This window comes from Citrobacter sp. Cpo012, assembly GCF_030333015.1.
Lineage (GTDB): Bacteria > Pseudomonadota > Gammaproteobacteria > Enterobacterales > Enterobacteriaceae > Citrobacter > Citrobacter portucalensis.
In genome coordinates this window covers 212573-237172 of the sequence record NZ_JAOWGR010000041.1, presented here as the reverse complement: position 1 = coordinate 237172, position 24600 = coordinate 212573, and the positions used below count along the sequence as shown (strand labels likewise).

Annotated in this window: 23 protein-coding genes; 10 read left to right on the top strand and 13 right to left on the bottom strand. The window is 52.4% G+C overall.

Features of this window, described 5'->3' with window-relative positions:
• From OGX90_RS17300 to yiaK, 4 genes are read right to left on the bottom strand one after another with little or no spacing between them, the layout of a single operon-like run.
• Window positions 1–1320: an MFS transporter gene (locus OGX90_RS17300; RefSeq protein WP_128611254.1), complete on the bottom strand. Its 1320-nt coding sequence runs from the start codon at window positions 1318–1320 to the stop codon at window positions 1–3.
• A 31-nt stretch (window positions 1321–1351) separates the two neighbouring features.
• Window positions 1352–2284, bottom strand: coding sequence for a DUF4862 family protein (locus OGX90_RS17295; protein WP_286624371.1), 933 nt, complete (start codon window positions 2282–2284; stop codon window positions 1352–1354).
• Window positions 2285–2298: 14 nt separating this feature from the next.
• The gene (locus OGX90_RS17290) at window positions 2299–2763 is read right to left on the bottom strand and encodes a YhcH/YjgK/YiaL family protein (protein WP_103014694.1); all 465 of its coding nucleotides are present in this window, start codon (window positions 2761–2763) and stop codon (window positions 2299–2301) included.
• A gap of 11 nt (window positions 2764–2774) precedes the next feature.
• Entirely contained in the window at window positions 2775–3773 is a 999-nt protein-coding gene (yiaK, locus tag OGX90_RS17285; RefSeq protein WP_003827358.1) for a 3-dehydro-L-gulonate 2-dehydrogenase, read from the bottom strand.
• A 217-nt stretch (window positions 3774–3990) separates the two neighbouring features.
• On the opposite strand from yiaK, the gene yiaJ reads away from it, so the two are divergent.
• Together yiaJ and OGX90_RS17275 are read left to right on the top strand one after the other, a co-directional pair.
• Window positions 3991–4806 (top strand): IclR family transcriptional regulator YiaJ, encoded by an 816-nt coding sequence (yiaJ, locus tag OGX90_RS17280; protein ID WP_286624369.1) that lies wholly within the window; start codon window positions 3991–3993, stop codon window positions 4804–4806.
• 105 nt (window positions 4807–4911) lie between these two features.
• Window positions 4912–5385: a 4Fe-4S dicluster domain-containing protein gene (locus OGX90_RS17275; protein ID WP_008786443.1), complete on the top strand. Its 474-nt coding sequence runs from the start codon at window positions 4912–4914 to the stop codon at window positions 5383–5385.
• A gap of 34 nt (window positions 5386–5419) precedes the next feature.
• Here the strand turns inward: OGX90_RS17275 and avtA are convergent, their stop codons facing one another.
• Both avtA and malS read right to left on the bottom strand, forming a co-directional pair.
• Entirely contained in the window at window positions 5420–6670 is a 1251-nt protein-coding gene (gene avtA / locus OGX90_RS17270) for a valine--pyruvate transaminase (protein WP_048236994.1), read from the bottom strand.
• 176 nt (window positions 6671–6846) lie between these two features.
• Window positions 6847–8877: an alpha-amylase gene (gene malS, locus OGX90_RS17265; RefSeq protein ID WP_286624367.1), complete on the bottom strand. Its 2031-nt coding sequence runs from the start codon at window positions 8875–8877 to the stop codon at window positions 6847–6849.
• Window positions 8878–9193: 316 nt separating this feature from the next.
• On the opposite strand from malS, the gene OGX90_RS17260 reads away from it, so the two are divergent.
• Window positions 9194–10018 carry a protein bax gene (locus OGX90_RS17260; protein ID WP_008786441.1) on the top strand — a complete coding sequence of 275 codons (825 nt, stop codon included), beginning with the start codon at window positions 9194–9196 and terminating at the stop codon, window positions 10016–10018.
• A gap of 44 nt (window positions 10019–10062) precedes the next feature.
• Here OGX90_RS17260 and xylR read toward each other — a convergent pair whose 3' ends face one another.
• Entirely contained in the window at window positions 10063–11241 is a 1179-nt protein-coding gene (gene xylR / locus OGX90_RS17255; protein ID WP_286589048.1) for a D-xylose utilization transcriptional activator XylR, read from the bottom strand.
• Between the two features lie 361 nt (window positions 11242–11602).
• Between xylR and xylA the strand changes: the two genes are divergently transcribed.
• From xylA to yiaB, 3 genes are all read left to right on the top strand, one after another.
• Window positions 11603–12925, top strand: a complete 1323-nt coding sequence (gene xylA, locus OGX90_RS17250; protein WP_048236992.1) for a xylose isomerase — start codon at window positions 11603–11605, stop codon at window positions 12923–12925.
• A 71-nt stretch (window positions 12926–12996) separates the two neighbouring features.
• The gene (gene xylB / locus OGX90_RS17245) at window positions 12997–14451 is read left to right on the top strand and encodes a xylulokinase (RefSeq protein ID WP_198803051.1); all 1455 of its coding nucleotides are present in this window, start codon (window positions 12997–12999) and stop codon (window positions 14449–14451) included.
• Between the two features lie 167 nt (window positions 14452–14618).
• Window positions 14619–14984, top strand: a complete 366-nt coding sequence (gene yiaB / locus OGX90_RS17240) for an inner membrane protein YiaB (RefSeq protein WP_079934333.1) — start codon at window positions 14619–14621, stop codon at window positions 14982–14984.
• Here yiaB and OGX90_RS17235 read toward each other — a convergent pair.
• A complete protein-coding gene (locus OGX90_RS17235; RefSeq protein ID WP_286624364.1) occupies window positions 14981–15976 on the bottom strand; it encodes an acyltransferase in 996 nt (331 codons plus the stop codon). The two genes, yiaB and OGX90_RS17235, sit on opposite strands and share 4 nt — an antisense overlap.
• Window positions 15977–16148: 172 nt before the next feature.
• Here OGX90_RS17235 and OGX90_RS17230 point away from each other — a divergent pair, with 172 nt between their 5' ends.
• The 3 genes from OGX90_RS17230 (at window position 16149) to glyS (ending at window position 19543) form a co-directional block, all read left to right on the top strand.
• Complete coding sequence (locus OGX90_RS17230; RefSeq protein ID WP_020996059.1) at window positions 16149–16457, top strand: YsaB family lipoprotein; 309 nt, start codon at window positions 16149–16151, stop codon at window positions 16455–16457.
• A 95-nt stretch (window positions 16458–16552) separates the two neighbouring features.
• Entirely contained in the window at window positions 16553–17464 is a 912-nt protein-coding gene (gene glyQ / locus OGX90_RS17225; RefSeq protein ID WP_001168551.1) for a glycine--tRNA ligase subunit alpha, read from the top strand.
• A 9-nt stretch (window positions 17465–17473) separates the two neighbouring features.
• Window positions 17474–19543 carry a glycine--tRNA ligase subunit beta gene (gene glyS / locus OGX90_RS17220; RefSeq protein ID WP_286624362.1) on the top strand — a complete coding sequence of 690 codons (2070 nt, stop codon included), beginning with the start codon at window positions 17474–17476 and terminating at the stop codon, window positions 19541–19543.
• 66 nt (window positions 19544–19609) lie between these two features.
• Here glyS and cueP read toward each other — a convergent pair whose 3' ends face one another.
• The 3 genes from cueP to OGX90_RS17205 form a co-directional block, all read right to left on the bottom strand.
• Window positions 19610–20149: a copper-binding periplasmic metallochaperone CueP gene (gene cueP, locus OGX90_RS17215; protein WP_286624360.1), complete on the bottom strand. Its 540-nt coding sequence runs from the start codon at window positions 20147–20149 to the stop codon at window positions 19610–19612.
• Window positions 20150–20336: 187 nt separating this feature from the next.
• A complete protein-coding gene (gene cspE, locus OGX90_RS17210) occupies window positions 20337–20549 on the bottom strand; it encodes a transcription antiterminator/RNA stability regulator CspE (protein WP_000014594.1) in 213 nt (70 codons plus the stop codon).
• A 279-nt stretch (window positions 20550–20828) separates the two neighbouring features.
• Window positions 20829–21119, bottom strand: coding sequence for an HTH-type transcriptional regulator (locus OGX90_RS17205; RefSeq protein WP_003827383.1), 291 nt, complete (start codon window positions 21117–21119; stop codon window positions 20829–20831).
• Between the two features lie 380 nt (window positions 21120–21499).
• On the opposite strand from OGX90_RS17205, the gene OGX90_RS17200 reads away from it, so the two are divergent.
• Window positions 21500–22210 (top strand): DUF3053 domain-containing protein, encoded by a 711-nt coding sequence (locus tag OGX90_RS17200; RefSeq protein ID WP_003827386.1) that lies wholly within the window; start codon window positions 21500–21502, stop codon window positions 22208–22210.
• Between the two features lie 58 nt (window positions 22211–22268).
• On the opposite strand, the gene ghrB is transcribed toward OGX90_RS17200, so the two are convergent.
• Window positions 22269–23243 carry a glyoxylate/hydroxypyruvate reductase GhrB gene (ghrB, locus tag OGX90_RS17195; RefSeq protein WP_003827388.1) on the bottom strand — a complete coding sequence of 325 codons (975 nt, stop codon included), beginning with the start codon at window positions 23241–23243 and terminating at the stop codon, window positions 22269–22271.
• A 22-nt stretch (window positions 23244–23265) separates the two neighbouring features.
• Window positions 23266–24546, bottom strand: coding sequence for an MFS transporter (locus OGX90_RS17190; RefSeq protein WP_003827389.1), 1281 nt, complete (start codon window positions 24544–24546; stop codon window positions 23266–23268).
• Between the last annotated feature and the right edge of the window lie 54 nt (window positions 24547–24600).

Sequence of the window (24600 nt, the reverse complement as noted above, 5' to 3'; positions counted from 1 at the left end):
TTAAGCTGTACGTTTATGTGGATTCAGCGTCTTTAGCGGCGCGGCACCTGCATCGCATTTCGCTGGCAGCAACAGGGCCATCAGCGCGGCCAGAGCCAGTGAAATTGCCAGGCAATAAACGCCCGCATCTTTGCTGTACAGGGTGATGAGAACGCCGACTGCGTAAGGGCCGCAGAAACCACCGAGGTTGCCGAGAGCGTTGATGACCCCACGTGCGCCACCGGCCATTTCCGCACTGAACAAACGTGCTGGAATAGTCCAGAACACGCCCGCAGCCGATTGCAGGAAGAATCCGCAGCCGACCAGCGCGGCATAAGCCAGCCAGACGTTATTTTTCAGCGCCACAGACAGGAACATGCACAAGGCGAAGCCAATCAGCGGCAGGCAGACGAACAACTTGCGTTTACCGGTGCGGTCAGAGAGTGAAGAGAACAGGAACATCCCGGCAATTGCGCCGACGTATGGCAGAATGGCGAGCATGCCGACCTGTCCCATGCTGCTGTGAGTCAACTCTTTGAGGATGGTCGGCAGCCACAGGGTGTAACCGTAAATCCCGGTCTGATAGAAGAAGTTCAGCGCGATTAGCTGCCACATGGTTTTATCGGAAAGCACTGCACCCAGAGAGGCGTTTTTGACCTCTGTTCCGGCAATAGCTTTTTGCTCGGCGGCCAGGGTTTCTACCAGGTAATTTTTCTCCGCCTCAGAGATCCAGCGTGCTTCCTGCGGACGGTCGTAAACGGTATAGGCCCACAGCACCAGGACGACGACAGACAGTAAACCTTCAATGATAAACAGCCAACGCCAGTCGAGTACGGTGATGATCCAGCCCGAGAGCGGGGCGGTAATGATCCCGGCAATCGGCACAAACATAATCACAATCGCATTGGCGCGACCGCGCTCGGCGTCGGGGAACCAGTTGCTGATCATCGTCAGCACGACCGGCAGCATGCCGCCTTCAGCAACACCGAGTAAGAAACGCAAAACCAGCAGTTGATACTGATTCGTGATTAATCCCGTCAGAACGGAAATAACCGCCCAGGCAACCAGCGACCAGCCGATAAATTTCTTGCCGCTGCCGTGTACGGCAATTTTTCCGCCGGGAACCTGTAAAAACAGATAACCGATAAAGAAAATACCACCGGCCAGACCGGCCATGGTGGCGGAAATACCTAATTCTTCATCCATTCCGCCGGGCATCGCGAATGCGATATTGACGCGGTCCATATAAGAAATAATACAGGCGATAAGAATAGGTGGAATAATCCGTAGCCAGCGCTGACGGGGTATGTCTTGAAGTGTAGGGCGAGAGGTCATGTTCATATTAATATTCTCGTAGAGTAGTATTTTATTTTTATAGTTTTGCTTTATTTAATGCGGCGATACCGTCGCGCAATATCGCTACACGATGGTTCACATCTGCACTGGCATTTATTTCCAGCAATTTAATGCCAGAAAATTGCAATGGGTCTGCTCCTGCGCAGGCGAATAATTCGTGGGTATGCTCTGTGGTCATTAGACCTTCTGGACAGAAAGGGGCAAACGGTGCGTGTAAGTCCTGCCACTCGCCGTATTCCCCCGCAAGCGTGGTACCGGAAAACATCAGTGCGCCCAGTTTTCCAGCCCGTTTGGTCTGCTGCGTGTGGGTCAGCGGTAGGGTGAGGCTCCGCCCTTCAATGGCCGAGCGCGCCCAGTTAATGCACACGCTGATGTCATATCCGGCTATCGCGTCCAGCACGTTGTCTAACGGTAAAAATCCTTTGCGTGGCGCGGGGCCTGTCATGGCATCGCAATGTTCCAACACCAGATCGCAGGACCAGTCCCAGCGGGTAATTTCTTTCAGCGAACGAGCAAACGCGTCGGTGGCCTGAGCGACGTTCGGGTTGCCCGCCAGCGGGGCAGCATGCAACTCCAGTGCAATCACTTTTCCGCCGTTGGCCGCATTGATATGGTTGATTTTCTGCTGCAGATGACGGTAATACGCCACGCAGGCTTTACGCTGTTCTTCATCGCTGGAGGCCAGCCCGAAACCACCATTAATACCGCGACGGCGCATGGTTTCCATAATGGCCGTGACCACGATTTGCCAGTCGCCCGGCGTATGGCGTAATAACCATTCGTCGCCTAACGGGTGCAGATGTTCAAGACAGGGCTGCTCCAGTCCGCGAATATCCGGGGTATCGGAGAGTTGTCGCCAGAATTCCTTCTCTTCCTCTTCACTCTTTTGGTGAAATGAGGGTGCACAGGGGTACGCACCGATAATATAACCGGTAGTGTTAGCTTTCATTTTTTGTGCTCCTTTTATAAAACTGAAATAGCAACCTTCACGACTATTTTGCGGATCGGTGTGGCGACAGTTTTATGACATGCTGGACGATGAACATCCTGCGGGAAAAATATGGCGTAACTTCCCGGAATCATTTCAATAAAAGATTCATGTTCGCTGGCGTGATAAAAAATAATATCGCGCTGTTCTAATAGCGATTCACTGATTTGGTTATTCCCGGTATCAATGGCGATCCCGATTTTCTCTTCACCCCAGGCCAGAAACTGAATATCCAGATAGCGGCGATGCACCTCAGGACGATTTTCGGCAACGTCACGCGTGGTTAAATCAATAATTTGCGCGAAGATATTTTTACCGTCGATCTCCACCACGCCCGGCTCCAGTTTGCGAAAATCTGTGGTGCGCAGAAAGTCGAGCGCCCTTTCAATCGCAGCAGGCAAATGGCATGGGTTAGGTTGAGCAATATGTCCGAAGATCATGGTGTTGCTCCTTACAGGGCCTGAATTTTTGCCCAGACGCTGTCGTCAACGGTGATACCGTTCCGGCGATTTTCTTCCAGTAGCTTTGTAAACTCGTGGCCCGGCAGACGGACAGGCGTGTTTTCATCTGCGCGTTCGGCGGTGGTGATGAAATCCATAATCCGCTGTAGCTTGGCATCACGGGTGGCGCCATCGATCAGCTTATCCACTTCAATGGCGATAAATATCTGTGAAACGCCATATTCATCGCTGTTATCCTGGGTGACTTCCGCAACGGAAGAGCCATCAGAAAGCAGGGTGGCAATCATATCCAGCACAATCGACAGACCTGAACCTTTCCAGTAACCCATTGGTAATATGCGGCGGTTTTTTTCGATAACGCCCGGCTCTTTGGTGAGATTGCCTTCATCATCAAAGCCACCGTCTACCGGCAGTTCGCGACCGGCCAGGCGATTCACTTCCAGCATGCCGTAGGAGAACATCGACATCGACATATCAACCATGGTGATTGGCGATGAGGGGATCGCGACGATCAGCGGGTTAGTGCCAATGCGGCACTCTTTCGAACCCCACGGTGGCATGACGGCAATCGAGTTAGTCCAGCAGATACCGATGTAACCTTTCTCCGCCGCCTGCCAGCCATAGCTGCCACCGCGCATCCAGTGGTTGGCGTTACGCAGTGCGACCAGGCCAATACCGTGATCGGAGGCCAGCTCAATGGCTCTGTCCATCATCTTTTTCGCCGTCAGATTGCCGATCGAACGCTGAGCATCCCATTGTTCAATCGCCCCCAGGCTGGTAATGCGTTGCGGTTTGGCCTCAGGAATGATGTCGCCGTTATCCAATTGCTGAATAAAACGAGGAAAACGATTCACACCGTGCGAATAAACGCCGGACTCTGTAGTGCGCGCAAACATTTCGGCACAGGCATCGGCGGTTTCAACGGCAATACCGCGTGCCAGCAGTACCCGATTGAACGCATCTTTCAACTGCTCAAAAGTGACTTTCATTCCTGTTTCCTTGTTTAAATTTGATCGCTTTTTTATCTCTAAATTTCACTATGCGAAATCTGATTTCAAATATAGCGATCAAATTTTGACAGATCAACGGGGTGGTCTATTTTTTAAAATCATCAAAATCAAATAGTTGTGTTTTTTCGGTTCAGATCGTGAACTGAAACACACTTTGCGCTACCATCAGAGCGCGACGAAAAGGGGAGCGGAAGCGATGGGCACAAAAGAGAGTGAAATGACGCAAGACAAAGAGAGGCCAGCCGGAAGCCAGAGCCTGTTCCGTGGTTTGATGTTGATTGAGATTCTGAGTAACTATCCGAATGGGTGCCCATTGGCCCATCTGTCTGAACTGGCCGGGCTGAACAAAAGTACTGTGCATCGACTCCTGCAAGGGCTGCAGTCCTGCGGATATGTCACGCCTGCACCTGCTGCGGGTAGCTATAGGCTGACCACCAAATTTATCGCCGTTGGGCAGAAGGCACTGTCGTCACTGAATATCATCCATGTTGCCGCGCCGCACCTCGAAGCGTTGAATATTGCTACTGGTGAAACAATCAACTTCTCCAGCCGTGAAGATGACCACGCGATTCTGATTTATAAGCTGGAACCGACGACGGGCATGCTGCGTACTCGCGCTTATATCGGTCAACATATGCCACTGTATTGCTCCGCGATGGGTAAAATTTACATGGCGTTTGGGCATGCGGATTATGTGAAATCTTACTGGGAGAGCCATCAGGATCTTATTCAGCCGCTGACCCGCAATACCATTACCGGTTTACCGGCGATGTACGACGAATTGGCGCAGATCCGCGAAAGCAGTATGGCGATGGATTGGGAAGAGAACGAATTGGGCGTTTCCTGTATTGCCGTGCCGGTGTTTGATATTCATGGTCGGGTGCCGTACGCGGTGTCAATTTCACTCTCTACCTCGCGACTTAAGCAGATAGGGGAAAAAAATCTACTCAAGCCGCTACGGGAAACCGCGCAGGCGATTTCAAATGAGCTGGGTTTTACCGTTCGCGATTAAGGTTATTCAGTCACCTGACAAAATTTAACCGTTTCCCCTGTCCGATCAAAGCGCCAGGGGCGGTCTCTCTGGCACTCTGTGGTTTTCACGCAGAGGGAGGGGGCAATGAACGCGTTTATTATGGCGGATGCGGCAAAATGTATTGGGTGTCGTACCTGCGAAGTTGCCTGCGTCGTCGCGCATCAGCAAAACCAGGACTGTGCTTCGGTCTCTTCTTCTGCGTTTATACCGCGGATTCGGGTCATCAAAGACGACGCCTTTACCACGGCGGTCGCCTGCCATCAATGCGAAGACGCTCCCTGTGCGAATGTTTGTCCAACTCACGCCATTCGTCGTGAACATGGGCATATCTTCGTTGAACAGGCACGTTGTATTGGTTGTAAAAGCTGTATGCTGGCCTGCCCGTTTGGGGCAATGAATGTCGTCGCCCGTTCGTCGCGGGTGCAGGCGATAAAATGCGATTTGTGCTGGCATCGCGAGGCGGGACCAGCGTGTGTCGAAGCCTGCCCGACCAGCGCGTTGCAGTGTGTTGATGCCGTCAGTATTCAGCGCCAGCGCCTGCGTTCACAGCCGCTGTGAAGTGAGCCCGACCCGCACTTGGGTCGGGTTTGCGTTAGCCTTCCAGCCAGGCGCGTTCGATCTCTTCAGCCAGAATCTTCACGCCAGCTTCGATTTTCTCCGGCTCTGGCACGTAGTTCATCCGCATGCACTGATGGGTATGCGGCCAGGGTTTATCCAGCCCCGGGAAGAAGTAGTCACCAGGAACCATCAGTACGCCGCGTGCTTTCAGACGCTGATACAACAGTTCGGTGGTGATCGGTAAATCTTTGAACCATAGCCACAGGAAAATCGCGCCTTCAGGTTTATGGATAAGGCAGCGATCTTCAGACAAGTAGCGGCGAATAATCGCAATCGTCTCCTGAACGCGCTGATAGTAAAACGGCTTGATAACCGTTTCGGACAGGCGCAGCAGATCGTTACGTTTAATCATCTCGCACATCATCGCCGGTCCCATCCCGCCAGGTGCAAGGCTGATGATGCCGTTCATATTGGTAATCGCAGTGATGATTTTTTCATTCGCGATAATGATACCGCAGCGGGAGCCTGGCAGACCCAGCTTGGAAAGGCTCATGCACAACACAATGTTGGGGTTCCACAGTGGGCGTGCTTCGCTAAAGATAATGCCAGGGAATGGTACGCCATAGGCGTTATCAATCACCAGTGGGATCCCATGCTGGTTGGCCAGCCGGTCCAGCTTCATCAGCTCGTCGTCGGTGATCACGTTGCCTGTCGGGTTAGTGGGGCGCGACACGCAGATCATGCCCGTTTCTTCACCGATGTGCAGGTGTTCAAAATCAACGTGATACTTAAACTGGCCTTCCGGTAGCAGCTCAATGTTCGGACGTGCTGAGACGAAGAGATCTTCTTCCAGCCCGGAATCGGCATAGCCAATGTATTCCGGGGCTAACGGGAATAACACTTTTTGCGTTGTTCCGTCAGCGCGGCGTCCGGCGAACAAATTGAATAAGTAGAAAAACGCGCTCTGACTGCCATTTGTCAGTGCAATATTTTGTGGCTCGATATCCCAACCCTGTTTCTCACGTAGCAGTTTCGCCAGTTCAGACAGTAGCTCGGTTTTCCCTTGCGGACCGTCATAATTGCAAAGCGCATCAGTGGCTTTGCCGTTTTCCAGCATATCTGCCAGCAGAGACTGGAAGTAATTTTGCATCTCTGGAATTTGCGCCGGATTACCACCGCCGAGCATGATGGCGCCTGGGGTGCGTAAACCGTCGTTGAGGTCCTCCATCAGGCGGGTGATGCCTGAATGGCGGGTAAATTTGTCGCCAAAAAGTGAGAATGTCATAGCAGGGGGTCTGTCGAACTGAGTAGTAAAGTGGCTAACCATAGCGCTACCTATGGCAGGGTGCAAATCAGGGGGAGTGGGCTGGATTGATGTTTTGTGCTGCAGATGTTTGCCCGGCTGGTTTTTTATTTTGTGTTGGGCTTCCCGCTGTATGCACAGCGGGAAGCCTGTTGGGATCAGGGCTGACCGGCCCACACCACCATCACCTTATCGTCGCCATGCTCGCGGATAAATCCGTATCCCTGCTTCAATGTCAGCGTGGTCTGTTTACCGGCGCCGATGGCGGGATGTCTGGCCCGGAACTGACTGATGCGCTGCCAGTGAGCGACGATAGCGGCAGATTTTCCGGCCACATCCTGCCAGTTCATTTCTGAGCGCGTACCCTGCAATGGGTCTGAACCTGTTGGTCCAAAGGGCCGGGCCGACTCGTCGCCGTAAAAGAGTTGTACCGCGCCTGGCGCCAGCAGCAATAGCTCGGCGGCTTTGTCTCCACCTTCGCGGAACAGACGCGTATCGTGCGAGGAAAGATAGCTCAGAATGTTGAAATCCTGCAATTTCTCAGCCATTTGTTGCCAGGTGACATCCATATTTGCCAGACAATCGACTGCCTTTGCCGCCTGCTCCTGATAGTCGAAATTGATCATCGCATCAAAGCCGTGACGGTAATAGTCGCTTTGCATCACGCCGTGACCCCAGGCCTCGCCGGTCATCCAGAAAGGTTTGTCATCAAGCGCTTTATCCGGGTTCGCTTTCTTCCATTCAACCAGCGCCGCGCTGGCCTGTGTTTTTAACTGCTGCCAGGCGGGAAGTTCGACGTGTTTGGCGGTATCGACCCGAAACCCGTCAATCCCGTAATCACGCACCCACTGGCTGAGCCAGTGGGTCAGATAATCGCGGGGCGTATAACCAGCAATAGCTTTAGCGTGCGTATCCGGTTTGTGTTGATAAAAGTTTGGCAGCCCGGAAGGCGTGGTGGATTCGGTTTTCAGATCGGGCAGGAAAGCCAGCGACATGGTCAGGTCGTCAAAACCCGGATTGTCGTAATCGCCAATATCGGTGCGGATCCAGTTTTTCCCCCACCATTTTTCCCAGCCTGCTTTATCGCTGAAGTTGATGTAATCATTAAAGCTGTGCCAGCTTTGCCCGGCGGCTGGCTTCCAGTCCGTCCAGCGTTCACCGAGCGTGTTTTTCAGTTCATCGCCCGACAAGTACAGGGCCCCAAACTGATACTCCTGCATATCCGCCAGCGTGGCGTAGCCGGTATGATTCATGACGACATCAAACAGGATGCGAATGCCGCGCTGGTGCGCGCCGTCAACCAGCGCACGCAGGTCAGCTTCATTACCCATATTCGCATCGAGCGTGGTCCAGTCCTGAGTGTAATAGCCGTGGTAAGCATAATGGGGGAAATCGCCTTTGGTGCCACCGCCGACCCAGCCGTGGATTTGCTCAAACGGCGCGCTGATCCATAACGCATTGACGCCCAGTTGTTGCAGATAGTCGAGTTTGCTGGCAAGACCGCGTAAATCGCCCCCGTGGAAGGTGCCAATTTCCTGCATGCCATCGCTGCGCCGACCGTAGCTGTGGTCGTTGCTCGGGTCACCATTTACAAAGCGGTCTGTCAGGACGAAATACACCGTAGCGTTATGCCAGTCGAAAGCGGCCGGGGCATCGGTTTCCGCCCGTTCCAGCAGCAACAGTCCGTTACTGGCTGCGGCAGGCTGTAGGGTAATTGTCCCATTTTTTACCGTTGCCGTTTTCTGGCTGTAGAAATCGCGCACCACGGCACCTTCCGGAAAGGTCTGGCTCACATCCAGTGTTAACGGCGAACCATCCCATTTCGGGCACTGGCGAATCTGGGTCGTGACAGGGTCTGCGGCGCTTTTTACCGAGAGCATCAACGTTGGCGTTCCGGAGCGGGTATCCACTTCCAGTGTGTAATCGCCGTCTTTGAATAAGCGCCACTGCGGCGGGGCGCCTTCACACGGTTTTAGCGACAGCATCTGGTTGAGTTTTATCGCATCAGCAGGCTGCCAGCACTGTTGGTCAAAATTTAGGATTAAAGGACGCGTACCCTTCGTCAACGCTGCATGGCTGACGAATTTACCCGTACCTTCCGCTTCGAAGGTGGGGAGTCCCTGAGAAGTCCATGATGAGGCGATGGCAATGCCGGGCATGAGCGCCAGCGCAACGGCGGCAAGTTTCATAATGCTGTCCTTGGTGCTGCGATTTTCGCCAGTTTGCCAGTGAAATCAGGCCGGAAACTCCTCCTTTGAGTCGATTCCGCCAGGAGGAGAAGTGAGGGTGAGCGATCGCGCGCAAAAAATGAACTTATTTTGCGATAACCTCCACATTTTCTTCGAATTAATAGCACCCTGAACCGTTAATGCGTGACATGGTTTCAGAATTGGACTATTCCTTTGGGTGCTCTTGACGGCTATTTTTGATATGATTTGAGATTCATCTCTCATTTTTGTGAAAAATATAAGGTGTTGGAATGTATAAATCCGACCAGGAGACCTAATGATATTGACTCCCATTCGACGATATGGGGCAATGATTCTTATGTTACTCACCGTTGCATTTTCGGGTGAGGTGCTGGCAAAGACACACACGGCGACAACGAGTCACAAGCCCCAGGTAATCAAGACAAGTAATACACAGGTAAGCAGTAAACAAGAGTATTCTCGCAATAGTGCAAAGAGTAGTTCACTTCCTGATTTGCGAAAATACCCTTCCGGAACACCAAGGAAAAAAGCGTTTCTCCGGACGGTTATGCCTTATATTACCAGTCAAAATGCTGCCATTACGGCGGACCGTAACTGGCTGATTTCAAAACAGTACCAGAACCGCTGGTCACCGACTGAGCGTACGCGTATGAAAGACATCGCGAAGCGCTACAAGGTGAGCTGGTCTGGCAACACGCGTAAAATCCCATGGAATACGCTGCTTGAGCGCGTAGACATTATCCCGACCAGTATGGTGGCAACCATGGCTGCGGCTGAAAGTGGCTGGGGTACGTCGAAGCTGGCGCGTAGCAACAACAACCTGTTTGGCATGAAATGTGGCAAAGGTCGTTGTAATAATGCCCCGGGTAAGGTGAAAGGCTACTCACAGTTTGAATCGGTGAAAGAGTCGGTGAATGCTTACGTCATCAACCTGAACACGCATCCGGCTTACTCTTCATTCCGTAAGTCACGTGCGCAACTGCGTAAAGCCGATCAGGAAGTCACCGCTACCGCGATGATTCATAAGCTGAAGGGTTATTCCACTAAAGGACAGAGCTACAACAACTATCTGTTCGCAATGTATCAGGATAACCAGCGTTTAATCGCCGCGCATATGTAATTCTGTGTGCCGGATGGCGGCTTCGCCGCATCCGGCAATAATCCTCATATCAACACTTCGCTGTTCACATCGCGATACTCTTTGGGCGTTGTGTCATACTCTTTCTTAAAGACCGAATAAAAGTATTGCAGAGACGGATAGCCGCACATCTGTGAAATTTCGTTGATTGAAAGCGTGGTAGATATCAACAGGCTGCGCGCTTTTTCCAGCTTTTCGGCATGAATCACGGCGTGGATAGTCTCTCCGACCTCTTCTTTAAAACGCTTCTCCAGATTCGAACGAGAAATCCCCACTGAATCCAGCACTTGTTCAACCTTAATACCTTTACAGGCATGGTTGCGGATAAAGTGCATCGCCTGAATCACCGCCGGATCGGTTAATGAACGGTAGTCAGTTGAGCGGCGTTCAATGACGCGCACCGGAGGAACCAGTGTACGTTGCAGCGGCAGCTCTTCATTTGCCAGTAAACGATGTAAGAGCTTAGCGGCCTGATACCCCATCTGCCTGGCTCCCTGGGCCACGGATGACAGCGCCACCCGCGACAGATAGCGGGTCAGTTCTTCGTTGTCGATACCAATCACACACAGCTTTTCCGGTACTGGAATATGCAGGTGCTCGCAGACTTGCAGGACGTGTCGTGCCCGCGCGTCGGTAACGGCGATAATACCGGTTTGCGGCGGTAGTGTTTGTAGCCAGTCCGCCAGACGATTTTGCGCGTGCTGCCAGTTTTCCGGTGCGGTTTCCAGCCCCTGATAGACAACGCCGCGGTACTTCTCTTTGGCAACCAACTGGCAAAACGCATACTCACGTTCCTCGGCCCAGCGTTTTCCGCTTGACGATGGCAGACCATAGAACGCAAAGCGGTTAATCCCTTTTTCTTTCAGGTGCAGGAAAGCGCTTTCTACCAACGCGTGGTTGTCGGTGGCGATGTAATGTACCGGTGGATAATCTTGCTCCAGATGGTAGGAGCCTCCAACGCCGATGATGGGAACTTCAACATCGGCAAGTAATTGCGCAATATCATCATCGTCATAATCAGCAATAACGCCGTCGCCTAACCAGTCTTTAATATTATCGATACGGGCTCGGAAATCTTCCTCAATGAATATATCCCACTCGGATTGCGATGCCTGTAAATATTCACCCACACCTTCTACCACCTGGCGGTCGTAGGCTTTATTGGCATTAAATAGCAGAGTGATGCGGTGACGTTTATCAAACATAAGAACCTGTCCTGGAAAGGTTAACGTGGGCCTGTCGATACTAGCAAAACCGCAGGTACGACTGCTTGATGAAGCGTGACAAAATTCCTGATTGCCTGAGGCTACGCAAAATTTACATACTGGTCGCGGGATGACAATTGTCATTTTTTATCTGCGCATTACGGTTTTTTGTTTAATGACTAACCTTCGATCGCGATCGCTTTTTTATTTCTTTATTTAGCGCGTTTTTTTGGGAGCCAGCGCACGTTTGGGTATTCTCTTAATGGCGGTGTGAAATAACGTAATTGAGCAATAAATCAGGAAATTCCAGTATAGCCATATCGCAGTTTACTTGCCGTATTACCTGATTATGGAGCTTATTATGCCGGCTTATTTTGACCAACTCGATCGTGTTCGTTTCGAAGGCACTCAATCCACCAACCCGCTCGCATTTCGCCATTACAACCCTGACGAAATCGTATTGGGCAAGCGCATGGAAGATCATCTGCGTTTTGCGGCCTGCTACTGGCATACCTTCTGCTGGAACGGGGCGGATATGTTCGGTATGGGCGCTTTCGATCGTCCATGGCAGCAGCCTGGTGAAGCTCTGGCGCTGGCGAAACGCAAAGCGGATGTGGCATTTGAGTTTTTCCACAAGCTGAACGTGCCTTACTACTGCTTCCATGACGTGGATGTTTCGCCGGAAGGCGCGTCTTTGAAAGAGTACAAAAACAACTTTGCGCAGATGGTTGATGTACTGGCGGCAAAACAGGAACAGAGCGGCGTGAAGCTGCTGTGGGGTACAGCAAACTGCTTCACTAACCCACGCTACGGTGCGGGTGCGGCCACAAACCCAGATCCAGAAGTGTTCAGCTGGGCCGCCACGCAGGTGGTTACGGCCATGGATGCCACGCACAAGTTAGGTGGTGAAAACTACGTTCTGTGGGGCGGCCGTGAAGGTTATGAAACACTGCTGAATACCGATCTGCGTCAGGAACGTGAGCAGATTGGTCGTTTCATGCAATTAGTCGTGGAACACAAACACAAAATCGGTTTCCAGGGCACTTTGCTTATCGAGCCGAAACCGCAGGAACCGACCAAGCACCAGTACGACTACGATGCGGCGACCGTGTACGGATTCCTCAAGCAGTTCGGTCTGGAAAAAGAGATCAAACTGAATATCGAAGCCAACCACGCTACGCTTGCAGGCCATTCGTTCCATCACGAAATCGCCACTGCTATCGCGCTGGGTCTGTTTGGCTCTGTCGATGCCAACCGCGGCGACGCACAGCTGGGCTGGGATACAGACCAGTTCCCGAACAGCGTAGAAGAGAATGCGCTGGTGATGTACGAAATCCTGAAAGCGGGCGGCTTCACTACCGGCGGCCTGAACTTTGATGCCAAAGTACGTCGTCAGAGCACCGATAAATACGATCTGTTCTATGGTCATATTGGCGCGATGGATACCATGGCGCTGTCGCTGAAAATTGCGGCCCGTATGATTGAAGACGGTGGCCTGGATCAGCGTGTGGCTAAACGTTATGCCGGTTGGAATGGTGAGCTGGGCCAGCAAATTCTGAAAGGCCAGATGACGCTGACAGAAATTGCGCAGTACGCTGAACAACACAACCTGGCGCCAGTGCACCAGAGCGGTCATCAGGAATTGCTGGAAAATCTGGTAAACCATTATTTGTTCGACAAATAACGGGTCTCTGAGAACGTCCGTAAGCCCGGTCAGCTAGCGCTACCGGGCCTTTCTTTAAGGAACGATGCCTTATGTATATCGGGATAGATCTTGGCACATCAGGCGTAAAGGCCATTCTGCTCAATGAGCAGGGCGATGTGGTGGCTTCAAAAACGGAGAAACTCACCGTCTCGCGCCCGCACCCGTTATGGTCAGAACAAGACCCTGAGCAGTGGTGGCTGGCAACGGATCGCGCGGTAAAAGCACTGGGTCAGCAGCATTCACTCCGCGAGGTGAAAGCGTTGGGGATTGCCGGGCAGATGCACGGCGCGACGCTACTGGATGAACAACAGAAGGTATTGCGTCCGGCTATCTTATGGAACGACGGTCGCTGTGCTGAAGAGTGCGAGATGCTGGAGAATCATGTTCCGCAGTCTCGTGCCATCACTGGCAACCTGATGATGCCTGGCTTTACCGCGCCAAAACTGCTGTGGGTGCAACGCCACGAGCCGGAGATTTTCAACCAGATTGATAAAGTCCTGCTGCCGAAAGATTACCTGCGTTTGCGCATGACCGGTGATTTTGCCAGCGATATGTCTGATGCGGCAGGGACAATGTGGCTGGATGTCGCGAAGCGTGACTGGAGCGATGTCATGCTGGCTGCCTGTAAACTGACTCGCGCGCATATGCCTGCGCTCTATGAAGGCAGCGAGATTACCGGAACCTTATTGCCAGACGTCGCCAAAGCCTGGGGAATGCAGGAGGTTGCGGTTGTTGCCGGAGGCGGTGATAACGCGGCGGGCGCGGTTGGCGTAGGTATGATGAATGCCGGTCAGGCGATGCTTTCGCTGGGGACATCCGGCGTCTATTTTGCGGTGAGTGATGGTTTCCTTAGCAAACCGGAAAGTGCGGTTCACAGTTTTTGCCATGCTTTGCCTGAGCGATGGCATCTGATGTCTGTAATGTTAAGTGCAGCATCGTGTCTGGACTGGGCGGCAAAATTAACTGGACTGGCGAGCGTTCCTGCGTTGATTGACGCTGCGCAACAGGCGGATGAACACGCGGAGCCGGTCTGGTTTTTACCTTATTTGTCCGGCGAGCGTACGCCGCATAACAATCCGCAGGCTAAGGGCGTATTTTTCGGTCTGACGCATCAGCATGGTCCGGCAGAACTGGCGCAGGCGGTGCTGGAAGGTGTGGGGTTTGCGCTGGCTGACGGTATGGACGTGGTACATGCCTGTGGCGTTCAGCCCGCCAGCATTACGCTGATCGGCGGTGGGGCACGCAGTGAATACTGGCGTCAGATGCTATCTGACATCAGCGGATTGCAGTTGGATTACCGTACCGGCGGTGACGTTGGCCCTGCACTCGGCGCGGCGCGCCTGGCGCAAGTTGCCATGAATCCGCAAACGTCGTTATCAGAGTTACTGCCTCAGCTTACGCTGGAGCAGGCGCATTATCCTGACGCGGAGCGTCATGCTCGTTATCAACAGCGTCGAGAAACCTTCCGTCGTATCTATCAGCAATTACAACCGCTGATGTCCTGACCACTTTCCCCTCTGGCTAGCAGAGGGGAATTTGCCGCATACATATATCCACAAAAATAATAAGTTACACGTATGGATGTATTCTGAAAGTCCTGTGTAGTCGCTTTTTTCTGTGTTGTCTTTAGCGGGTTATTCATATTGTATCCATGATGGATAAGGAGATCCCAATGAAGACAACCAGGCTGTTGCCATGGATATTATTCCTCTCAGGCATACTGACTTACAGTATCGGTTTATGGCGCGCATGCCCGTTATTGAGCGGCAAGGGGTATTTTTTGGGGGCGCTGATGACGGGGATGTTCGTAACGTATGCCTATCAGCGCGCAGTAAATCTCAATCAAAACGATGAACGCTTCGCTTCCGTATGTCAGATGGTGGCGCTCATCACGGCAGGGCTGTTGCTGGTGGGGGTGTGGAATGCCCCGTTGGCGCCCTTCGAAATAGGGTTATACCCGGCAGCATTCTTCGTCTGTTTAATGGGGCAATTTTTACTGCAGCGTTCGTGTAATCGGGCGCTGCCTGGAGACACCTAACTCACCAGCCTACGTGTATCAATACGCTGCAACAGAATAGACAACAGTAAACTTCCTGCCAGCGTGGCGCTGAAAATCCACAGCATATCCAGCGGTGGCCAGTTTTTGAGTTCAATTCCGTTGGTACGTAGTGCGTGAATGATCAGCGCATGAAAACCATAAATGCCCAATGAATGGCGAGAAATAAGGCCCAGTAGCGGCAGGGTACGTGTGCTGAGCGTATTTTTGACCAGCGTCAGGAGCGAGGCGGCGCAAATAAATACCGCTGGGCCGCAGTAGAGGTACCAGGTGTCGGCAAAATTGCCTCGCCAGCGCAGTTCATGCAATGTGCCACGAGAAATAATAAATACTGCGGTAATAAATACCGCCGCACAGAGCCAGCTGAGCGCACGCTTTTGCGTATCCATCATGCCAATCGCCCGGCCCAGCATGCCGTACAGGATGTAATAGAAAGTATCGCCACTGATGTACAGGTTGACTGGGAGCCACTCAAAGCCGCCGATTTTTTGCGAGACGGTGTTGGGATTGGCAATCACCCCAATCACAACCATGAGCGCCAGTAGCTTCTTGCCGCTGATATTTTTCACCTGTATCAGCGGAGAAACCAGGTAGATGACGGCGATCGCGAAGAAAAACCACAGGTGATAGAACACCGGCTTTTGCAGCAGGTTCTTCAGCGACAGCTCCGCGTTGATTGAGGTAAACAGCAGGATATAGGCCAGCGCCACGCTGCTGTAGAACAGAATGCAAAGTGCGATGCGCAGGAAATGGCGCGGTTTGGCGCTACGCTCACCAAAGAACAGATAGCCCGAAATCATAAAGAACAGCGGAACGCTGACGCGAGAGGCTGAATTGAGCACGTTAGCCAGATCCCAATTCAACGGGCTGACGCTTTGCGCATTGGTGATGTACCAGGTTGTGGTGTGGATCATCACGACCATTAAACAGGCTATCCCGCGCAGGTTATCAATCCAGAAAATTTTGGGCTGCATCAGTTCCTCTGTGTCCATTAAAAAAAGTCTGACCGATATTTTGCGAACGTAGCTCACTGGAATAATCCGAGTTCTTACGCTAAAGCTTGAGATGGTCTGATGAGATTCTCAAAATAGGATCTGTTTCCAGACACTAATAATAAGACTGACCAGCAAACCAGGCGGTAATAAAATGATGATGAAGTATTTCTTTCCCGCGATCGCTGCCCTTTTGCTGGTAGCGTGCGCTGACACACAATCGTCTGCACCTGCGCAGAAAGCGCAAAAGGTTAAGGTCAGTGCCACACGTTCGCTGGATATGGAGTCATTGTGCAAAAATGAGGCGGCGCAACGCTACAACACTGGCGCGCAGAAAATTGATATCTCTGGACTGGAACAATTCCAGGGCAGCTATGAGATGCGTGGTTCTACCTTCCGTAAAGAGAGTTTTGTCTGTTCTTTTGATGCAGACGGGCAGTTTTTGCACCTTTCCATGCGCTAAGTTCCCCCTTTTTCCCGTTTCGTACTGTATATCTTGCAGCCAGCGGGTATACTGATCGCTTCCTTTAAATCCACACGTATCCAGCACGAAATAATATGCAAAAGTTTGATACCAGGACCTTCCAGGGCTTGATCCTGACCTTACAGGATTACTGGGCTCGCCAGGGCTGCACCATCGTTCAACCATTGGACATGGAAGTCGGCGCGGGAACATCTCACCCAATGACCTGCCTGCGTGCGCTGGGGCCGGAGCCGATGGCGACTGCTTATGTGCAGCCTTCTCGTCGTCCGACCGATGGCCGCTATGGCGAAAACCCGAACCGCTTACAGCACTACTATCAGTTCCAGGTAGTGATTAAGCCGTCTCCGGACAACATTCAGGAGCTGTACCTGGGTTCTCTGAAAGAACTGGGTATGGACCCGACCATTCACGATATCCGTTTCGTGGAAGATAACTGGGAAAACCCGACGCTGGGTGCCTGGGGTCTGGGTTGGGAAGTGTGGCTGAACGGCATGGAAGTGACACAGTTCACCTACTTCCAGCAGGTTGGTGGCCTGGAATGTAAACCAGTAACCGGGGAAATTACTTACGGTCTGGAACGTCTGGCCATGTACATTCAGGGCGTAGACAGCGTTTACGACCTGGTCTGGAGCGACGGCCCGCTGGGTAAAACCACTTACGGCGACGTGTTCCATCAGAACGAAGTGGAGCAATCCACCTACAACTTCGAATACGCCGACGTGGACTTCCTGTTCACCTGCTTCGAGCAGTACGAGAAGGAAGCGCAGCAGCTGCTGGCGCTGGAAAATCCGCTGCCGCTGCCTGCGTATGAACGTATTCTGAAAGCCGCCCATAGCTTCAACCTGCTGGATGCGCGTAAAGCCATCTCCGTCACCGAGCGTCAGCGCTATATCCTGCGCATTCGCACCCTGACCAAAGCAGTGGCAGAAGCTTATTACGCTTCCCGTGAAGCCCTTGGCTTCCCGATGTGCAACAAAGACAAATAAGAGGCGGCCATGTCTGAGAAAACTTTTCTGGTGGAAATCGGCACTGAAGAGCTGCCACCAAAAGCACTGCGCAGCCTGGCTGAGTCCTTTGCTGCAAACTTTACCGCGGAGCTGGATAACGCTGGCATCGCGCACGGCAACGTTGAGTGGTTCGCCGCGCCGCGTCGTCTGGCGCTGAAAGTCGCGAATCTGGCGGAATCTCAACCCGATCGCGAAGTTGAAAAACGCGGTCCGGCCATTGCTCAGGCGTTTGACGCTGAAGGCAAACCGAGCAAAGCGGCAGAAGGTTGGGCACGTGGCTGCGGTATCACGGTTGATCAGGCTGAGCGTCTGACTACCGACAAAGGCGAATGGCTGCTGTACCGTGCGCATGTAAAAGGCGAAAGCGCAGAAACGCTGCTGCCAAACATGATCGCCACGTCACTGGCGAAGCTGCCTATCCCGAAACTGATGCGCTGGGGCGCGTCTGATGTCCACTTCGTGCGTCCGGTTCACACCGTGACCCTGCTGTTGGGCGACAAAGTGATTCAGGCAACGATTCTGGGCATTCAGTCCGATCGCGTGATCCGTGGACACCGCTTTATGGGCGAGCCGGAATTCACCATCGATTCTGCCGATCAGTACCCGGAAATCCTGCGTGAGCGCGGCAAAGTAATTGCGGATTACGCTGAGCGTAAAGCGAAAATCAAAGCCGATGCTGAAGAAGCGGCGCGTAAGATTGGCGGTAACGCTGACCTGAGCGAAAGCCTGCTGGAAGAAGTCACCTCGCTGGTGGAATGGCCGGTAGTGCTGACCGCGAAATTCGAAGAGAAATTCCTCGCAGTTCCGTCTGAAGCGCTGGTTCACACCATGAAAGGTGACCAGAAGTACTTCCCGGTTTACGCGAACGACGGCAAACTGCTGCCGAACTTTATCTTCGTTGCCAACATCGAATCGAAAGATCCGATCCAGATTATCTCCGGTAACGAGAAAGTCGTTCGTCCGCGCCTGGCGGATGCCGAGTTCTTCTTCAATACCGACCGTAAAAAACGTCTGGAAGACCATCTGCCGCGTCTGCAAACCGTGCTGTTCCAACAGCAACTGGGTACGCTGCGCGACAAGACTGACCGTATCCAGGCGCTGGCGGGCTGGATTGCTGGTCAGATTGGCGCTGATGTTAACCACGCAACGCGTGCTGGCCTGCTGTCCAAGTGTGACCTGATGACCAACATGGTCTTCGAGTTCACCGACACCCAGGGTGTGATGGGCATGCACTACGCGCGTCACGATGGCGAAGCGGAAGATGTAGCTGTGGCGCTGAACGAGCAGTATCAGCCGCGTTTTGCTGGTGATGACCTGCCGTCGAACCCGGTAGCTTGTGCCGTGGCGATTGCTGACAAGATGGACACCCTGGCGGGTATCTTCGGTATCGGTCAGCATCCGAAAGGCGACAAAGACCCGTTTGCGCTGCGTCGTGCTGCGCTGGGTGTGCTGCGTATTATCGTTGAGAAGAACCTGAATCTGGATCTGCAAACGCTGACCGAAGAAGCGGTTCGTCTGTATGGTGACAAGCTGACCAACGCCAACGTGGTGGATGACGTTATCGACTTTATGCTCGGTCGCTTCCGCGCCTGGTATCAGGACGAAGGTTATACCGTCGACACTATTCAGGCCGTACTGGCACGTCGTCCGACTCGTCCGGCTGATTTTGACGCACGTATGAAGGCGGTTTCGCACTTCCGTACGCTGGAAGCCGCGTCCGCGCTGGCTGCCGCGAACAAGCGTGTATCGAACATCCTGGCGAAGTCTGAAGAGACGCTGAATGACCGCGTGAATGCGGCAACGCTGAAAGAGCCGGAAGAAATTGCGCTGGCGATGCAGGTGGTTGTGCTGCGCGATAAGCTGGAGCCTGTCTTCGCTGCCGGTCGTTACCAGGAAGCGCTGGTTGAGTTGGCGGAACTGCGTGAACCGGTTGATGCGTTCTTCGAGAAAGTGATGGTCAACGTAGAAGATAAAGATCTGCGTATTAACCGTCTGTCTATGCTCGAAAAACTGCGCGAGCTGTTCCTGCGCGTGGCTGATATTTCTCTGCTGCAGTAACGGCCCTGCGCTGACTTAGAAAATGCCGGATGGTGGCTTCGCCTTATCCGGCATTTTTTTATGTTGTTAGCGCAACTGCAATTTTGTCAGACAGGTCTGGCTGTCTTCCATCGTCTTAGTAGGATACTCCGCCGTTTTACCGTTGTAGCTCACTGCGATGGTGCCTTCCATATTGCGCGGTAGCCATACCCCGACAAAGCCATTACGGCCGCTCTTCATCGCTTTTTGTACCACCACATCACCCTTGTTATCCGTCACTTTGACATTGAATGTCTTCTCCGGCATTTCGCCCTGGCAGCCAGAAAGACTGTGGTTGAAGCAAGGATGTGTTTGCCATTCATACGGGGCAAATGACAGATAGAATTTTTCACCGAGCGGCAGGGTATAAACCTGATCGCCCGAAGAGAGCTTCAACGCGGTGCTGGTGATGGATGCAGAGTACGGCAGCGGGCGACTCTGCGGTGACTGATCAATCGTCTCTACGATTTGTTCGACGGATTTCCCGCTAAGCCCGTGTTCGGCCAGAAAAGTAGCTTCCGGCGTTGCCGCGAACGCAGTACCAGTGGTGAGCAAACCTAAAATCAGCAGCAGTGAGGATTTCGACATAGCTTCAATTCCTTGTGAAAATTGTGGAATATAGACTGGCTCACTATAAAGCTTGCCCTTAGGGAAAGGTCAAAGGGGCGACGGGTAAAGTAATGCAAAGAAGCGTTTAGGTGGGATGTACTGCGAAGTACAGATAAAAAAAATCCCCGCCGTTTGGCAGGGATTCAGAATTTTGAGCTTTTTAAGCTTACAGGCTGGTTACGTTGCCAGCTGCCGGGCCTTTAGCGCCGCTTTCGATGGTGAAGGAAACTTTCTGACCTTCGTCCAGAGATTTGTAGCCATCGTTCTGGATAGCAGAGAAGTGTACGAATACGTCTTTAGAGCCATCGTCAGGAGTGATGAAGCCGAAACCTTTGTCAGCGTTGAACCATTTTACGATACCAGTCATTTTACCGGACATAGTGTATTACCTTTTAAAAAATAAGTGTGCCTTTCGGCGATATGGCGTGCTTTACAGATTTTTTAACAGTAAAGGAAATGCTCACTACGAAGGGTATCAACGATAACTCTTGAAGGGACTTGCCTTACTAACTGCTGTAATGGTCTGTACGTCAAACCGTTGAGGGCATTAACTCATTTTACGCATGTGGATGCAACTACTATTTTCTTTTTTGTGGATAACCTTCGTAAGAGAACGGCCCTGAAACAGGACCGTTCTTAAGCAAAATTGAAAAATAGTTCAATCCATCAGTTGCTTACTTAACCTAGGGTCTGCCTGAATCAGGCGCATTAACTTCAATTCGGTAGTGGAAGGCTTTACGCGTTTAGACTCCCATTCATGAACCATCGCGACCGTCACGCCCATCACTCGGGCAAAATCATCTGTTTTTAAACCTGTCCCTCGTCGTAGCTGTTCAAATTCGGTGAAAGGGTTGGTTTTTTGCGGCAGAGTGACCGTCTGCGATACATCTTTAAAAACAATCTGCTCCAGACTGCTTAGCAGTTCAAACATAGGATCTTTGTATTCCATTGAGAACTCCTACAAATCACACAGCGGGATCGTGAATTTCTTCGAAGCTCATTAAGAGTAGTCGGAAAAAATGAAGCCGGATTTAAGGTTTGCGTGATGGATTCGTTTCAGCGGATCGCAGGTGACAATCTATTGCTGGCTAACGAACTGATAAAGGTCAGGATCTCCGAACGATCGATTCCGATTGTAAAGATGACTAAAATATGACGCCGAGTGGTAAATGCAGCATTGTTTAGCAAAACGAACGGTGGCGGGAACGGTTATTTTCCCCCACAAGATTACGCGGAAAGGGTATCTTGCGGGGCTGACCTGGACTATCCTTGTCAACGTCAGGCACGCGGGTGTCGTTGTGCGCATTTTTGGGTGAAAGGAGTATTAAAATGGCGACAGGTAAGTCCTGCTCTCGCTGGTTTGCGCCTGTTTTGGCGCTCTTAATGGTAGTTGGCCTGAGTGGGTGTTTTGATAAAGAAGGCGATCAACGCAAAGCGTTTATCGATTTTCTGCAGAATACTGCAATGCGTAGCGGAGAGCGTTTACCAACGCTGACCGCCGATCAGAAAAAACAGTTTGGCCCGTTTGTGTCCGATTACGCGATTCTGTATGGCTATTCGCAGCAGGTTAATCAGGCGATGGACTCCGGTCTGCGCCCGGTGGTTGATAGCGTAAATGCGATTCGTGTTCCTCAGGATTATGTGACTCAGCGTGAGCCGCTGCGTCAGGCAAATGGTGCGCTAGGTGTATTAGGGCAACAGTTGCAGAATGCGAAACTACAGGCAGATGCTGCGCATGGCGCGCTGAAGCAGGGCGAAGATCTGAAGCCGGTCTTTGATCAGGTGTACAACAAAGTTGTTACTGCACCAGCAGAGGCCTTACAGCCGCTGATCCCTGCCGCGCAAATTTTCACGCAGCAGTTGGTGCAGGTTGGTGATTTTGTGGCGCAGCAGGATACGCAGGTGAGCTTTGTCGCCAACGGTATCCAGTTCCCAACGTCACAGCAGGCAAGTCAGTACAATACGCTGATTGGCCCGTTGGCTGCTCAGCATCAGGCATTTAATCAGGCCTGGACTGCTGCGGTGAATGCCGCTCAGTAATTAAGATACGGTAATACATGAAAGGCCGGGTGAGCGTAAGCGCTACCCGGCCTTTTGTTTATGATGCGACCTGCGGGTTTACGCAGTTCTTCTCAACGTGTCCTTGCAGCGCATCGATTAAGTTATCCACCGCACAGGCCGCCATGTTGTAGCGCGTTTCGTGCGTGGCTGAACCAATGTGCGGTACGGCCACCACGTTGGGCAGTGACAGCAGCGGTGAGTCTACCGATAATGGCTCTTGCTCAAATACATCCAGGCCAGCGGCATGAATTTCGCCTTTTTGCAGGGCAGCAATCAACGCTTTTTCATCGACCACCGGGCCACGTCCGGCGTTAATGAAAATGGCGGAAGACTTCATTTTGGCAAACTGCTCGGTGCTGAACAGATGATGCGTTTCGTCGGTCAACGGCAGGATCAGGCAGACAAAATCAGACTCCTGCAACAGCGTATCGAGGTCGCAGTAACGTGCATTGAAGCGCTCTTCTGCTTCCTGATGATGACGGCGCGCATTATAGAGAATCGGCATGCTAAAGCCGAAATGCGCACGTTGTGCCAGCGCCAGCCCAATGCGGCCCATACCGACAATCCCCAGCGTTTTGTGGTGTACATCGGTACCAAACCAGTCCGGTCCGATACTTTTGGTCCATTCGCCGACCTTTACCCGTTCGGCAACTTCCACTACCCGGCGAGCGGTGCTTAACACCAGCGCCATTACCGTATCGGCGACGGTTTCCGTCAGCACGGTTGGCGTGTGCATCAACAGCACCTTACGCGCGTTGAGGGCATCGACGTCGAAGTTGTCATAGCCTACGGAAATCGTGGATGTCGCACGCAGCCTGGGCATTTTCTCCAGCAGAGCGGTATTGACGGCTTCACTGGAGCCCAGCAGACCTTCTGCATTGGCAAAAGCGTCGGCGTGCTGTGCGACCGTTTCCGGGCGCAGGTTAGGCACCTGAGTCACAGTAAAATGCTCTTCCAGGCGATGCAATAAATCGTCAGGTAACGCTTTATAGAGAATAATGGACGGCTTCATGCGAATCTCCGTAAGTTAAAATTTAAGCGTGGCGTGCGCCAATAGGTAGCTGTTGATTATTAGCAGGCTTAACAATGAGAGTTAGCCACACTGAGACAAAAAGCGCTACCCCCATAAAAATGTACGAGGCGGACGGGCTGCCGGTAGCGCCATTGAGGTAGCCGACAAACCATGAACCAAAGAATGAACCTAGCGCGCCCATGCTGTTAATCAACGCCATTGCCCCACCGGCGACGTTGCGCGGCAGCATTTCCGGGATGATGGCGAAGAAGGGACCATAGGGGGCATACATTGCCGCGCCTGCAATAACCAGCAGCGTGTAAGAAATCCAGAAGTGGTCTGCGCCTACGGCCCAGGAGCCGATAAACGCGAACGCCGCGATCAGTAACAGTGGCCAGACAAACAGCTTACGGTTTTGCAGCTTATCGGACGCCCAGGAGACGAGGATCATCGCCGCCGTTGCCGCCAGATACGGTACGGATGACAGCCAACCAACTTCCACCATCCCCAGATTTGCGCCGCCGTTGCGGATAATCGACGGCAGCCACAGGACAAAACCATAGACGCCAATACTCCAGGCGAAATACTGCATACACAGCAGGATGACGTTACGTGAGCGGAAAGCCTCGCTATAGTTACGTACGGCTTTGATGCCTTGCTGCTCTTTTTCCAGTTGTGCCTGAAGAGCGGCTTTTTCAGATTCTGACAGCCAACCGACCTGAGACGGTTTGTCTTTTACCAGCACCCACCAGCAGAACGCCCAGATGATGGCCGGGAAGCCCTCAATGATGAACATTTCCCGCCAGCCCAGCGCCTGAATCAGGTAACCGGAAACCACGGACATCCACAGGACGGTGACCGGATTACCGAGGATCAGGAAAGTGTTTGCGCGCGAGCGTTCAGATTTCGTAAACCAGTTGCTGATGTAAATCAGCATTGCCGGCATCACGGCGGCTTCAACGACGCCAAGAATAAAGCGGATGGCGGCAAGCATTGGAATATTGCTGACCATGCCGGTTAACGACGCGCATGCGCCCCAGAGGATCAGACAGACAAAAATCAGTTTTCGTACGCTGCGGCGTTCAGCGTAAATTGCGCCCGGGATCTGAAAGAAGAAATAGCCGAGGAAAAACAGCGCGCCCAGCAGGGAAGAGATCCCCTTGGTAATGCCAAGGTCCTCGTTGATACCGGCGGCGGAGGCGAAGCTGAAGTTCGCGCGGTCAAGGTACGCCAGGCTATACGTGATAAACACGATTGGCATGATGTACCACCAGCGTTTTGCTGCATTAGTTGAGCTATTCATAGACTGCCCTCTGGTTATGCTGATACGCCGCCTCTGTATGTAGGGTACAGAGTT